At 47.7% G+C, this 13,598-nt stretch carries 12 protein-coding genes and 1 other annotated feature (1 of these 13 running past the window's edge); of the genes, 3 read left to right on the forward strand and 9 right to left on the reverse strand.

All coding sequences use genetic code 11. The annotated features are described in order from the left end of the window. Positions 1-79, reverse strand: a binding site (T-box leader) (it extends 198 nt beyond the left edge of the window). Positions 80-443: 364 nt separating this feature from the next. The 4 genes from DXA13_RS15365 to DXA13_RS15375 are packed head-to-tail and all read right to left on the reverse strand — an operon-like array spanning position 444 to position 6,055. After that, the gene (locus DXA13_RS15365) at positions 444-1,256 is read right to left on the reverse strand and encodes a hypothetical protein (RefSeq protein WP_118245701.1); all 813 of its coding nucleotides are present in this window, start codon (positions 1,254-1,256) and stop codon (positions 444-446) included. Then, the gene (locus tag DXA13_RS23225) at positions 1,253-2,029 is read right to left on the reverse strand and encodes a DUF5716 family protein (RefSeq protein WP_347559884.1); all 777 of its coding nucleotides are present in this window, start codon (positions 2,027-2,029) and stop codon (positions 1,253-1,255) included. Before DXA13_RS23225 ends, DXA13_RS15365 begins: the two co-directional genes overlap by 4 nt. Positions 2,030-2,058: 29 nt before the next feature. Further along, positions 2,059-2,475, reverse strand: coding sequence for a hypothetical protein (locus tag DXA13_RS23230; protein WP_347559885.1), 417 nt, complete (start codon positions 2,473-2,475; stop codon positions 2,059-2,061). Between the two features lie 22 nt (positions 2,476-2,497). Further along, entirely contained in the window at positions 2,498-6,055 is a 3,558-nt protein-coding gene (locus DXA13_RS15375; RefSeq protein ID WP_118245703.1) for a DUF5717 family protein, read from the reverse strand. Between the two features lie 114 nt (positions 6,056-6,169). Here DXA13_RS15375 and DXA13_RS15380 point away from each other — a divergent pair, with 114 nt between their 5' ends. From DXA13_RS15380 to DXA13_RS15390, 3 genes are all read left to right on the forward strand, one after another. Continuing rightward, complete coding sequence (locus DXA13_RS15380; RefSeq protein WP_118245706.1) at positions 6,170-7,318, forward strand: NADP-dependent malic enzyme; 1,149 nt, start codon at positions 6,170-6,172, stop codon at positions 7,316-7,318. 142 nt (positions 7,319-7,460) lie between these two features. Continuing rightward, positions 7,461-7,985, forward strand: coding sequence for a DUF4364 family protein (locus DXA13_RS15385; RefSeq protein WP_118245708.1), 525 nt, complete (start codon positions 7,461-7,463; stop codon positions 7,983-7,985). A 24-nt stretch (positions 7,986-8,009) separates the two neighbouring features. Then, complete coding sequence (locus DXA13_RS15390; RefSeq protein ID WP_118245710.1) at positions 8,010-8,405, forward strand: hypothetical protein; 396 nt, start codon at positions 8,010-8,012, stop codon at positions 8,403-8,405. Positions 8,406-8,541: 136 nt separating this feature from the next. Here the strand turns inward: DXA13_RS15390 and DXA13_RS15395 are convergent, their stop codons facing one another. Genes DXA13_RS15395 through argC form a run of 5 tightly spaced genes read right to left on the reverse strand, consistent with a single transcriptional unit; the run spans position 8,542 to position 13,455 of the window. Continuing rightward, positions 8,542-9,744: an aspartate aminotransferase family protein gene (locus DXA13_RS15395; RefSeq protein WP_118245712.1), complete on the reverse strand. Its 1,203-nt coding sequence runs from the start codon at positions 9,742-9,744 to the stop codon at positions 8,542-8,544. Continuing rightward, positions 9,734-10,630 carry an acetylglutamate kinase gene (gene argB / locus DXA13_RS15400; protein ID WP_118245714.1) on the reverse strand — a complete coding sequence of 299 codons (897 nt, stop codon included), beginning with the start codon at positions 10,628-10,630 and terminating at the stop codon, positions 9,734-9,736. The genes DXA13_RS15395 and argB overlap by 11 nt, the downstream gene beginning before the upstream one ends. An 18-nt stretch (positions 10,631-10,648) precedes the next feature. Beyond that, positions 10,649-11,872, reverse strand: a complete 1,224-nt coding sequence (gene argJ / locus DXA13_RS15405; RefSeq protein WP_118245716.1) for a bifunctional glutamate N-acetyltransferase/amino-acid acetyltransferase ArgJ — start codon at positions 11,870-11,872, stop codon at positions 10,649-10,651. 53 nt (positions 11,873-11,925) lie between these two features. Further along, positions 11,926-12,390 carry a GNAT family N-acetyltransferase gene (locus DXA13_RS15410; RefSeq protein ID WP_118245719.1) on the reverse strand — a complete coding sequence of 155 codons (465 nt, stop codon included), beginning with the start codon at positions 12,388-12,390 and terminating at the stop codon, positions 11,926-11,928. A 27-nt stretch (positions 12,391-12,417) separates the two neighbouring features. Beyond that, positions 12,418-13,455, reverse strand: coding sequence for an N-acetyl-gamma-glutamyl-phosphate reductase (argC, locus tag DXA13_RS15415; protein WP_118245721.1), 1,038 nt, complete (start codon positions 13,453-13,455; stop codon positions 12,418-12,420). Between the last annotated feature and the right edge of the window lie 143 nt (positions 13,456-13,598).

Here is a 13,598-nt window from a genome sequence, read left to right on the forward strand (position 1 = left end):
TCCTTGGAATGTCTTCCAGCCAATGGACCTTCCTCTCTGACAGGGTTGCAGACGTACTCCTCTTTTTCTTCGCCTTTTCTCTATATATGGTGTCGGGGTCATAAGGTTTTTGACCCTGGTATCTATATATCACAATATCATAATGACTTTTTCCTTTTTTGTCAAGACAAACCGGACTCTGCAAAGTAGATTTTCTCTAAAGCCAATATCATACTCCAGGAGAGTTGAGGTTAATTCTTCCACATCTAATGCAAAACGGTCAAAATCCCCTCCCTCTACTGCCAAATCAATATCGCTGGTCTTTTTAAGTCGCCTCACGCGCGGGAGCCAAATAAAATCACCTTACTAGCATCATATTTCCGCGCCATATCCCGAATTTCTTCAACAACCTTTTGTTTTATACCCGTCTCTTCCAACTACCTCAAGAAAGGCGCTTCCATTCTTTAGATCATATTTCTGTATTCCTGCTTCCACTGGTGGATCAGCCTGGCTGCTCCGCTTGTCCTCTTTAACGGGTCCTTTTCAAAAAGCCTTTCCAGACTCTGCACGCTCTCCGACTGGGAGGCGTGTTCCCTGGCTCCTGCCAGTTCCTCATCCCACGCTTTCTTCTGCTCCGCAGTAGCAGCTGCGCCGAATTTCTCCTTCAGCGACAATTTAGGATTGAGAATGGTCATATAGTACATCTTCTGAATCACTGCAATATCTTTGAGATAGTAATAAGCCTTCTCAAAAGCACGGACTGCCTTTTCCGACTGGAACATCCTGGCATAACAGGAACCCATATTGCACCAGATTTTCCCCAGAAACTCATCATTTACGTATCCGTCCCTCGGAAATTCCAGACACTTCTCATAGATAGGAACCGCCCTGCCATACTGCCTCAAGCCAAACAGATAATCCGCCCTCAGTTTGCTGTATTCCGCCGAATGCTTCTTTCTCAGTCCGACGATATGCTGGCGGAAATCGTTAACCTCGGAAGGCCTGTAATAAAAGCATTCCTGAAGAATAATCAGGAGCAGTTCATCCTGGTTCTCTTCACTTTTCTTCCACTTTTCCAGGCGGCCGGCCAGGTTTGCCATATTCAGTTCTTCGCGGATGAAATCAATCAGATGGTCATCCACAAAATCATCCAATACGAGTAACGGATGATGATAGATTACATAACAAAGCTCCTGGGACGTATAAATATTCACTCCCAATACATCCAGATAAAACGGATGTTCCGCATTCTCCTGCCTGCAAAGCATCAAACTCATATCATAACCTCTTGTTTAACAACTGCGTCCGTGGCGGGAAACAATTCGCCAAATCCCCTGTCTTTAATTCCTACCGACATGGTATGTTCGTCCAAAAATCCCACGCTGACCAGAATTCTAGTGGTTCTATCCGGCCGTTTCGGAAATCCTTCCAGCTCAATTTTTACCGTTTTCTTTTTCTTCGGATCGAGAGGCGTTATTAAAAACTCCACATAATCCTGACCGTCTGTAAGAAGTTCTACGGTCGACTTTGCCTCATACCAGCTTTCACCAGCTGCCGCCATCACCAGCTGGCTTTCTCTTTCTTTCTGCTGTACGCTGACAGAAACCGTCGATTTCAGCCTGCCTTCGCAGATGCAGATATAGGGAAAGGAGGTGGCGTCTTTTAAATAATCAGCCGCTTTATAGGCCGCTCCCTTCACAAAAATATCTGTTTCCAGAAATACACGCCTTTTACTGCATACAAACTGCATGAATTCTCCGGCCCACTCCCGCTTTTCAAAGCCCTGTCCACAAAGAAACACTGCCGAATACAGTTTTCGTCCCATCATCCGTTCTCCGAATGACAGAAGAATTTTATCTGCCAGTCTCGCTCCTGATTCATTTTCCAGGATATCCAGATTAAAACCTTCCTCCAGCTTTTCATATTCGGCCACAACCATGTTTTTGCGAAGACCTCGTTGTACCTTCATTTCATAATAACGCAGGTTCTCCTCGGATAGGTCAAACATTCCCACCTGTGTAGACCATACGTCCCGTTTCTGGCTCAGCACATAATAGACGAAGCTTTCCGTGTGGCTGATTACATGGACGTCTTCTTCCGGATCCCCAGTTCTGCTGCGCTCTTGACAACCGCCTGCATGAGCTTCATGTTAAAGTCCCGGACTGACACAACAAGGCTGAGAATTCTGTCCGTTCCATACTCCCTGACAGGAAGGCTGAGCACCTCTCCCAAAAACTGCTTCAAAAGCTGCTGCGCCTCAAATTTTGTCCCGTCTATCGTCGCCGTTCCTTCCTTCTGCACCTGGCTGATCAGTTTATCCACAAGCGTGCCCGTCCCAGTAAGAGTATGGGCATAAGCTTCTTCGCCGATAAACCACTCCGCTTCATTCTTTTTCTTGCAGATTACGGTCGGAACCGTCCATATTTTTTCCTCTTCTAAACAACTGACCTTCGTATATGTATCACACAAATCCAGGCCCAGCACCAGTCCATCCATTTCAAGTCTCCTTCAAACCGCATTACACTGTCTGAAACAGTTCTTCCAGCGCTCCGGTTTTTACCAAATATTCCTTCATTTTATTTTTAAGGCCTTCCTCGTCATTCTTCGCGAGACACTTGCCCATTTCATTCAGACAGCTGAAGCGGCTGTCATCGTCTCCAAGAGCCGTAACGTCGATTTTGCCCATCTTCATACAGGTCCGTTTTCCATTTTCCATGTCGTAAATCTTATACTCCAGAACTTCCCCGTCAAACAGCAGCATCTGCCTTACGAAAATCCCCTGGTATACACGTCGCAGGTCTTCCCTGTGGAATTCTTCTTCCTCCGGCAGAACCCTCAGGAAAAGTTCGGGCTTTGAACTTTTTCTTCCCTTGTATTCAATCATAACTTTGGACATGATTTCCTCAGGCACGGGAATATGTCTGGATAAATTCTTCATATAAGGAAATACCATGCCGTTTTCCAGAAGCGTTTCCATCATGGAACTGCAGAGTTTTTTCTGATCTGATTCCAGCTTTTTCACGGTGGAATAGTACTTGGTCAGAGCAAGCAGATAGATCACCGGAATTTTGTTCCGCTCCATACTGTTGTTCACCGCACCTTCTAGATAGGCCATTACCTCCCCGCTGGCCTGCTGGTCCTTCAGAAAGAATTCCATACTTTTCATGGTAAAAAATGCCTTGACCAGGCTTTCGCTGACACGCCGCTTCCCTACATACAGTTCGAACACCCTGTCCATGTGGCCGGTCTCGCAGGTGAACATCATCTGTGCAAGAAGCCGCTCTTCCAGATCATACGTTTCCACTCTCAGCTTTACACTGTCTTCCAGAATGTGATACATGCTGTCGGTCGTGCCGTTGAAATGCTCACACAGGTAATCCAGCAGAATACTGTCGGCTTTTCCATCCTGAAATACACGGAAAGAAAGGTGGAGAAGGAGTTCGTCCTGGTCGAACATTCTCTGCAGAACAAGGCGGCAGCACATGCTGTACAGATATTCCGGCTTCACGCCGCTCAATCCATATGCTGCAATCATATCATATGCTTCCTGCATATATCCTTTTATAATAATTGTTTCGCACAACGCGATCCGCTCCGAGCTGTCCAGCTGTCCCTTCGGCAGCTTCAGCAGATAGCTGACATCACATTCTTCATTCCGTTCCGCCTCTTTTCTATAATAGGCGATGATACCCGAAATTATTTTTTTCCGGTAAAGCTGTCCCGGCTCCGAGCCGTCCAGAACATTTTTAAGTTCTGCTATCTCTTCTTCCGTCTCCGGTCCCCGGTCTGCAATCCTGCGGCACGATTCCAGCTGCAGTGTAGAATGCTCCGGATAGACCTCGAAACAGCGTTTCTCCAGTTCCGGCTCCGTCATGACTCTTGTTTTCATACTTCGTACATTGTAATAGCGGTTACCGAAGCTGTCCTGGAAAATCAGGACGTGATGGCCGGAAAACAGCGGAACAAAAGCTACGCCGTCTACGAGCAGAAACGCGTCTTCCCGCTCCAGTTCCTCCTGCCTTACAATGACGTATTTCATGTTTGGATTCCGGCATTCAATTTTATATGACTTCAGGATTGCGGGGAGCACTTTGGCAACCGGAACATCAATCATGTCCCGGTAAATCATATGTTCATAGATTACTGCAAGCCTGTCATCGATCCTGGCTTCAAACAGCTGCTCCATGGCAAACTGTTCTATCTCTCTCTCATATTCCTTGTAAATAGGGCTGTCGGCTTTCAGATACAGGAGTATATTGCAGTAAAGCACGCATCTGGTGTGCATATCCAGCTCTTTTGCATAGGAAAAATACAGGAGCACTTCCTTGGGCAGCAGGTGGTCGTATCCTGACGGCAGGGAATACAGAAAGTATTCATACAGCCTGGTCAGACTGATTCCTTCCGAAAGTCCCCTCTCGTACCACTCAAACGCCTCCAGTGTACGCTTTTCTCCTTTGATCAGCATACAGCAGATGGCAGAAAGAATTTCCTTTTCCTCAAAACTCTCATACAGGATTGTCAGCAGGCGGTAAAAGAGCCTGTGATAATATTTCGCCCCTGATGCCACCATGGCCGTCCGTATCGCAAGTTCCTCGCCGATCAGATTTCTTCTGGCTCCGAAATAAAGCGCATGGAGGAAGAAGTGATCCATATATCTTAAAAATCCCGGTTCTTCATTGAAAAGCCTGCATGCTTCCATATAGAGGAACGGGCTGCAGCAGCCGGCTTCGTAAAGCTTTCTCATCTTCTCCAGAAGCATTCCCGGATTGTCATACATCTGTGCGTCCAGGCGCAGCAAAAGAATAAACAGGTAGGGATGGTCTTCTGATTCATCCACGTACTGATGCAGCAGGGACACAAGGGCCTCTTTCTGACCCGGCCTCTTCTGTACAAGGGCGTTTAAATACAGATAAAAGCAATACAGCTCCGGCTTTTCCTGCCGAAAAGCCACTACGCGGTCGCGGCACCAGGACAAAATCTGCTCTGCCTTGTCCGCTCTGTTTTTCATAAGCCATGCCTCTGCGGTGAAAAGGGAAACCATCTCATGATCCCCATACTGGGCTTTCAGCTTCTCCAGCTCTCCCAGCATCTGATCCGTCAAAGTCCCCTCGTCGTAAACCCCGCTTTCATAGTCGAGACGGAGTTCCATATAATTGCGGAACTCTCTGAGGCGCAGGACGCTGACCTCTTCCGACGTCTCCCCTTCTGCCCTTCCCTCGGCCGAGATGACGATACGCGCTGACGTCCGCACCGTTCTAAGGGAGATACAGCCCAGATTCTTTCCTCTGTGCATGCGTTCCGGGCATATGCGGTATTTCAGCACGCAAGTCCCATTTTCGAAATCTTCATCCGTCAAGCTAGTTACCGGAAGGTCGATAAATCCACCGTCCGTATCTATGGTTATATTCACATATCCCCATCCCTTTTTCCGGATGGTCAGTGAATCTTCAAACATATTTTCACATTTTGTATACGCCCTGGTCTCTTCCCTGATCTCCAGTTCGGCCGGCTTCTTCATATCGAGAGCCACCATAAACTCTTCTACCAGATTTTTCCTGTCCCCGTGGCCCTTCAGACCGTCATATACGGCTCTTACGCGGATATCCTGCATAAACGGCGCACGGACAAAATCCTGGTATTCAAACAGGCGCATAGCCAGATCCATATCCTCCTTTGCCACCTTGGCAAAGTCTCCCGGCTCCTTTAACTGTTCCAGAATCTGCGCAGAAATCCCCTTTTCCACCGTAAAGGCATATGGGATTTTCTTTTCCCCGCTGTTGGTCACAAGATAAAAAGCTCCCTCAATCCTGTCGCCGTTCTCAAGATACCGGGTATCCACTTCATAGGCGATGCGGTTGCGAAGCCCCCCAAATGCGTGATTCAGTACGGTGACCCTCTCGCAGGAGGAATACACCAGACCTTTTATATTTAAATGATTGTCGCTCTGGACATAAAATTCGTCTTTCACTGTCCCGCCGGCGGCGATTGTTTCTTCAATCAGATCCGGGCGGAGACTGCACTGTGGAATCTCCATATCGAGAATTCCCTTGGCAAGCCGGTTGATTCTTTCTCTCATAGTATCACCTGTTCTAATGATCGTTATCTCTGCCATTTTATCATATTTTTTCTTGATTTGAAAGTGGAAACTTGCTATGATAGAAGAAAAATGACAAAAGAGGGACGAAAAATCATGACAAACAGTGATAAAGCTTTACTTCTTCATAAAGAATGGCAGGGAAAACTGGAAACAATTTCCAAAGCAAAGGTAACAACACGGGAAGATCTGGCTCTCGCCTATACACCTGGCGTAGCAGAACCATGCAAGGTCATTGCCGAACATCCGGAAGAGGTATATACTTATACATGGAAATCCAATACCATCGCCGTCGTTTCTGACGGAAGCGCCGTACTCGGCCTCGGCAACATCGGAGCAAAAGCCGCCATGCCGGTTATGGAGGGAAAGGCCGTTTTATTTAAAGAATTCGGAGGCGTGAATGCCGTTCCCATCTGTCTCGATACTCAGGATACGGAGGAAATCATTAAAACCGTGGTTCATCTTGCCCCCGGTTTTGGCGGGATCAATCTGGAGGACATCTCAGCTCCCCGCTGCTTTGAGATCGAAGAGCGGCTGAAAGAACTGCTGGACATCCCGGTCTTCCACGACGACCAGCACGGAACAGCAATCGTCGTTCTGGCTGGCATCATCAACGCCCTTAAAGTGACAGGAAAGAAAAAAGAAGATTGCAGAATCGTTGTCAACGGCGCCGGAAGCGCAGGTGTTGCCATAACAAAACTGCTTCTCACCTATGGCTTTCCCCACATCACCATGTGTGACAGGGCAGGAATCCTCTGCAAGGGTATGGACGGGCTGAACTGGATGCAGGAAAAAATGATGGATGTCACCAATCTGGAACACCATCACGGAAGCCTGGCAGATGCCTTACATGGCGCCGATATCTTTGTGGGCGTCTCTGCTCCCGGAATCGTTACCCAGAAGATGGTCGCTTCCATGAACAAGGATGCCATTCTGTTTGCCATGGCCAACCCCGTTCCGGAAATTATGCCTGATCTGGCAAAGGCCGCAGGTGCAAAGGTCGTTGGCACAGGTCGTTCCGATTTTCCAAACCAGGTCAACAACGTTGTCGTATTCCCCGGAATCTTCAAAGGCGCTCTGGAGGGACGTGCCTCCGCGATCACCGAAGAGATGAAACTGGCTGCCGCTTCAGCAATTGCCGGGCTCGTAGACGACTGTGACTTAAATGAAAACAATATTCTGCCGGAGGCTTTCGATCCGCGTGTAGCCGACGTTGTCAGCCGTGCTGTCAAGGAACACATCTGATCGTTCCTGTCTGCAGATGATCCGGCTGAAGCTCTCTTTTGCCGGAGGCCCCTGCAAGGCGCTTCGTTCTCTGGCGTATGCAATGAATCCTATTATTTCAGATATCTGAAAAACCACATTTCAATCGTTGACGGGGTATGTTATGCTATCAGAACCGATTACACTATACAAATTAATGAATCTTTATATGCTAAAGCAGGTAAATTTCCCGCTGACCAACGGACAGCTCACCAATTTCTTTCTGGAAAAAGAGTACACGACTTACTTTACTCTCCAGCAGGCATTGAACGAGCTTCTGGAGGCCGGTCTGATCCGCATGGAATCTCTTCACAACAGCACCCGCTATGAGATTACAAAGGAAGGCGAGGACACTCTGGGATTTTTCTGCAAAAAGATATCCCCTGCCATTATCGACGACATGGATCAGTATCTGAAGGAGAACCGTTTCCGCCTCCGCAATGAGGCCAGCACAATCGCGGATTTCTATAAATCCACCGGCCAGGATTACATCGTTCACTGTGAGGTGCGGGAAGGCAAGGAAAGCCTGATTGAACTGAATCTGGCCGTACCGGATAAAGAACAGGCTGAAGCCATGTGCAGCCAGTGGAAGGCGAAAAACCAGGAAATCTATTCCTATGTCATGAAGGCTCTCATGAGCCCATCATAAAAAGAAGGTTAAAAGGAGGCTCTTATGCGTTATCGTTCCGGCAATCGTTCTTTTTACAAAAGCAAAAATCACACAATCGATATAAAGAAATCAGGATTTTGGTATATTACGCTACCCCTTTTTCTGTTTATGCTCGCTTACCGTACTGCAGAGTGTGTACTGCACAGGAAACTGGACAGGGAAACTTCTGAAACCATTCCAGAGAAAAGAGGCGGCTGCAGGATCATAGACCGCAGCGCCTGTTCTTCCAGTCAGTTTTTTGAAAAAAAGCCGGTTGAAAAACCGCATACCGTCACTCCTCTCGAGAAAGAACCGGTCAAAACGGAATTCATTCCCCCGGTACAGGTGGGGAAACCCGCAGGACAGCCTGTGGGCGAATGCAGATCGGTACCTTCCGTCACAATCACTGAAGGGCTGTAAACTGCCAATACTTTTAAGCGAAAATAACGCAGTCTCTGCACCCGATTTTGCGGCATGTCTCTGCCATGTCACACAATCAGGTGCAGAGGCTGCGTTTTTTCTGCATTTACAGCACTCTTTTCATAATCGGTTTCGCTTATTCTGCGCCTGCGTTCAGCGCCTCTTTCAATCGCAGAATCATCTCATCCACATCTGCTTTTTCGATAACCAGCGGCGGCACAAACCGTATTACATGGCTGCCTGCACTGATCAGTACCAGCTTCTGCTCTAACAGCGCGTTATTTACCACAGGCGCAGCAGGAACGGTCAGTTCAATCCCCTGCATCAGCCCTTTTCCGCGACATTCTTTTATTACGCTGCATTCTCCTTTTAGCGCCTTGAGCTTTTCATGAAGATACTCTCCCATCGCCGCTGCATGTTCTGGAATATTTCTCTTTTCGAACAGATCCAGTACCTTGGACGCCGCCGCTGTCACAAACGGGTTGCCTCCGTATGTCGTGCCGTGATCACCGGGTACCATGGCTTTTGCAGCCTCCCCGCGTGCGAGGAATGCACCGATTGGAACGCCGTTTCCCAAAGCTTTCGCCACCGTAATCACGTCCGGCTTCACTCCGTACCACTGCCATGCGAACATCTTTCCGCTTCTGCCCATACCACACTGGATTTCATCCAGCATGAGCAGGATTCCGTTGTCATCGCATATCTTTTTCACACCTTTTATAAATTCTTCCGAAGCCGGATATATACCGCCTTCTCCCTGAATCGTTTCCATAAGGACTGCGCACGTCTTTTCATTGACCAAGGCCTTTACGCTCTCCAGATTGTTAAATTCGGCAAATCTGATGCCTGGTATCAGTGGCTTAAACGGCTCCTGGTAGTGGTCATTTCCGGTGACGGACAGGGCTCCCAAACTGCGTCCATGGAACGAATTCTTCATGGCGATGATTTCATGCTCATGGTTTCCTGTTTTATTATACGCATGGCGGATGGCGATCTTCATTGCGCCTTCAATCGCCTCCGTACCGCTGTTTGTAAAGAATACCTTTTCCATACCGGAAGCCTTCAGAAGCTTTTCTCCTGCTTCCACAGACGGCTGGTTATAAAAGAGATTGGACACGTGAAGAAGCTTGTCGATCTGGTCTTTCAGCGCTGTTTTAAACTCCTCATCGTCATAGCCAAGGCCCATGACGGCAATCCCCGCTCCGAAGTCCAGATATTCCTGCCCCTCGCTGTCATACAGATGAACGCCCTTACCGTGGTCGAATACGACCGGGAAACGGTTATATGTCTTATAAAATGTATTCTCTGCCTCATCGATAATCTGCTGTTTATGATTCATGATAGAATTTCTCCTCTCTGGAGTTAATGATTGCCGTGCCGATTCCTTTATTCGTAAAGATTTCCAGCAGCAGGCAGTGCGGAATTCTTCCGTCCAGAATATGCACTCTGGATACGCCGCTCCGAATGGCATCGATGCAGTTCTGCAGCTTCGGTAGCATTCCGCCTCCGATTCCGCCTCCCGATACGAACTCCTGGGCTTCATCAGCCGTGATTTCGGAAATCAGGGAACTCTTGTCTTCAAAGTCCCGGTAAACCCCCTCTACATCCGTCAGGAAAGCCAGTTTTTCAGCCTGTACGGCAGAAGCGATCGCACACGCTGCGTCGTCCGCATTTACATTGTAACTGGTCAGATGGTCATCGCAGCCCACGGGACATATGATCGGCAGGAAATCCTTCTCCAGCAGATCATAGATGATTTTAGGATTTACTTCTTTAATATTTCCCACAAATCCGATGTCCTCGCCGCCTGAATATTTCTTCTCACATTTGAGCATCATGCCGTCTTTACCGCTGATTCCAACCGCCCTTATACCCAGTTCATTGACCATCTGAACAAGACTCTTATTAACCTTGTTCAGAACCATCTCTGCAATCTCCATAGTGGCTTCATCCGTTACTCTGAGTCCGTTCACAAATTTAGGCTCCATGCCCACTTTGTTGATCCAACGGCTGATTTCCTTTCCTCCGCCGTGAACGATGATCGGCTTAAATCCAGTCAGTTTCAGGAGCACCACATCCTGAATCACCCGCTTTTTCAGCTCTTCATCCAGCATGGCGCTTCCGCCGTACTTCACGACGATTATTTTCCTGTTAAACCTCTGTATGTACGGAAGGGCTTCGATCAGCACTTCCGCTTTCTGCATAATGGACGGATCCAGATTCATAATTATTCCTCCTCTTTCTTATGAGCGGTAATCCGCGTTGATTTTGACGTAATCGAATGTCAGATCGCAGCCCCAGGCCGTTGCTTCACCTGTTCCCATTTTCACATCTGCGATTGCCGTAACCTCCGGTTCTGAAAGGATCTTCGTCGCTTCTTCTTCACTGTAGTCAAGAGCTACGCCGTTTTCTATAATCTTCATCTTTCCCGCCCTACTTTCAAAGAACAGGTCTACCTGATCCGGATCGAACATTGCTCCTGAATAACCCATAGCACATAGAATCCGTCCCCAGTTGGCATCGTGGCCGAAGATCGCCGCCTTTGTAAGGCTGGAAGTGATTACCGATTTTGCCAGTTTTACCGCCTGCTCCTTATCGGACGCACCCTTGATCTTCACTTCAAAAAGAGCCGTACAGCCCTCTCCGTCTCCCGCAATTTTCTTTGCCAGCGTTTCGTTTACACAGCGAAGCGCCCTGCAGAATTCCTCATAGTCTTCATTTCTTTCGGTGATTTCTTCATTCCCTGCCATTCCGTTGGCGAGCAGAAGAACGGTGTCATTCGTCGATGTGTCCCCATCTACGGAAATCATATTGTATGTATCCTTGATATCTTCTTTCAGCGCTTCCATGAGAAGTTCCTTGCTGATTGCAGCGTCAGTAGTCAGAAAACTGAGCATGGTGCACATATTGGGATGGATCATTCCGGAACCTTTACACATGCCGCCGATCGTAACCGTCTTTTTTCCGATTGTTATCTGCACGGCGGCTTCCTTCTTTTTTGTATCCGTTGTCATGATAGCCTTTGCCGCCTTCGTTCCGCTCTCAACAGCCTCAGAAAGCTGCGGCGCCATGGCCTTTACGCCGGCTGCGATCCTGTCTATAGGAAGCTGCATACCGATGACTCCCGTAGACGCTACCAGCACACTTTCTTTGGGAATGCCCAGCGCTTCTGCTGCCGCCTCTGCCGTGGCACCGCAATACTCCATACCTTCCTGCCCCGTACACGCATTGGCAATCCCTGCATTCACCACTACGGCATGTGCCGCTGCTTTGCCGTTCACCTGCGCCTGATCCCATTTCACAGGAGCTGCCTTTACAAGATTCGTCGTAAACGTACCGGCTGACCTGCACGGTTCCTTGCTGTATATCAGAGCCATATCCTGCCTGCCTTCATACTTGATTCCTGCCGCCGTCGAAGCCGCTGCGAATCCCTTTGCGGCCGTAACGCCGCCTTCTATCCTCTTCATCCGTTTTCCTCCTTGATCCTCCCGCACATATACGGAATGATATGTCTGTATGATTATGCGATAAATTCCACCCTGTTTCCTTCATTCAGCACTGCGTCATAATAATTCACGTCGGACCGGAAATTCCATCCAATTTCTTTCCAGAAATCATTTCCGACCATGTTGTTCTTAAATGCGATCAGGGTAATTTTATTGATTCCTTCCTGTTTTAAAGCTTCCATGGCATATTTTACCATTCCTGACCCAATCCCGCGTTTCCTGTATTTTTCATGGACACACACATGATAAAAGCTCCCCTGGCGTCCGTCATGGCCGCAGAGTACGTCTCCGATAATCCTGCCTCCACAGACAGCTACAACGCTGGTCAGAGGATTCCGTCTCAGAAACCGTTCCACACCTTCTCTGGAATCATCTACAGACCGGATTCCAAAGCCTTTCGTTTCCTTCCACAATGTATATACCTCATCGTAATCTTCAATTGTCATCTGCCGGATCGTTACGTCTGCCGTCCCTGCCATAAAAGCCACCTCTCTTTTTCTTTTCCCTTACGGGAACATCGGTATCTGCTTCAGACCCGTATTTTCCGGAAGTCCAAACATCAGATTCATATTCTGGACTGCCTGGCCTGCCGCACCTTTCACTAAATTATCAATTGCGCCCATCATCACGATTCTGTCTGTACGCCGGTCCAGTTTAAAATTCACATCTGCAAAATTGCTGCCTTCCACAAACCTCGTCTGAGGAACCATACCGTCCTCCAGAACTCTTACAAAATATTCACTGCCATAATATGCTTCATAGATATCTCTTACATCCTTTTCCGATACATCTTTTTTAAGGGAAGCATAAGCGGTTACCAGAATTCCTCTGTTCATCGGAACGAGATGAGGCGTAAAACTGATCGTTACGTTCTTTCCTGCCACATAGGAAAGCTGTTCTTCGATCTCCGGCGTATGTCTATGGGAGGCCACTCCGTAAGCCTTCATATTTTCATTCACTTCACAGTAAAGGTTGTCGACCTTTGCACCTCTGCCCGCTCCGGATGTGCCGGACTTGGCATCGATAATCAGAGTGTTTTCATCGATAATCCCTTCTTTCACCATAGGATATACGGTCAGGAAGGAACATGTAGGATAACAGCCCGGATTTGCGATCAGTCTGGCCTTCTTTACATCTTCCCTGTTGATTTCCGGAAGCCCGTAAACAGCCTCTTTGATAAACTGAGGCGATGCATGCTTTATTTTATACCACTGTTCATAGATTTCCACATCCTTGATTCTGTAATCTGCGCTCAAATCGATTATTTTAGTCTTTGACAGGATTTCTTCACTGACAAGCGAAGCACACAGTCCCTGTGGCGTTGCCGTAAAAATCACATCTGCTTCTTCAGCCAGCTGTTCCATGTCGTCTTCTCTGCAGAAATCAGGTACGAATTGGAACATATTCGGATAAACTGCGGCATATTTCTGTCCCACATAACTTTTCGATCCATACCATACGATTTTTGTGTCTTCCCTCTGGAGCAGCAGCCTTACAAGCTCCTCTCCTGCATATCCCGTAGCACCGATAATTCCAACTTTCATATTTTTCTCCCCTTTGACTTTACAGACATCTTTCTCAGTCATCAACAAAATAAATTTTCATAATTATACAGCATATCTGAATAAAATGCAATATCTTCCTGTAATTTTATTTTATGCGGGCAATCCGGGCTGCGGAAAGCCTG

The organism is Clostridium sp. AM58-1XD, from assembly GCF_003464085.1.
GTDB lineage: Bacteria > Bacillota > Clostridia > Lachnospirales > Lachnospiraceae > Lachnoclostridium_A.

Bases quoted from the DNA above. Each gene is read 5' to 3' on its own strand.
- DXA13_RS15365 (WP_118245701.1), bottom strand. From the start codon at position 1,256: ATGAGTTTGATGCTTTGCAGGCAGGAGAATGCGGAACATCCGTTTTAT.
- DXA13_RS23230 (WP_347559885.1), bottom strand. From the start codon at position 2,475: ATGGATGGACTGGTGCTGGGCCTGGATTTGTGTGATACATATACGAAG.
- DXA13_RS15375 (WP_118245703.1), bottom strand. From the start codon at position 6,055: ATGAGAGAAAGAATCAACCGGCTTGCCAAGGGAATTCTCGATATGGAG.
- DXA13_RS15380 (WP_118245706.1), top strand. From the start codon at position 6,170: ATGACAAACAGTGATAAAGCTTTACTTCTTCATAAAGAATGGCAGGGA.
- DXA13_RS15385 (WP_118245708.1), top strand. From the start codon at position 7,461: ATGCTATCAGAACCGATTACACTATACAAATTAATGAATCTTTATATG.
- DXA13_RS15390 (WP_118245710.1), top strand. From the start codon at position 8,010: ATGCGTTATCGTTCCGGCAATCGTTCTTTTTACAAAAGCAAAAATCAC.
- DXA13_RS15395 (WP_118245712.1), bottom strand. From the start codon at position 9,744: ATGAATCATAAACAGCAGATTATCGATGAGGCAGAGAATACATTTTAT.
- argB (WP_118245714.1), bottom strand. From the start codon at position 10,630: ATGAATCTGGATCCGTCCATTATGCAGAAAGCGGAAGTGCTGATCGAA.
- argJ (WP_118245716.1), bottom strand. From the start codon at position 11,872: ATGAAGAGGATAGAAGGCGGCGTTACGGCCGCAAAGGGATTCGCAGCG.
- DXA13_RS15410 (WP_118245719.1), bottom strand. From the start codon at position 12,390: ATGGCAGGGACGGCAGACGTAACGATCCGGCAGATGACAATTGAAGAT.
- argC (WP_118245721.1), bottom strand. From the start codon at position 13,455: ATGAAAGTTGGAATTATCGGTGCTACGGGATATGCAGGAGAGGAGCTT.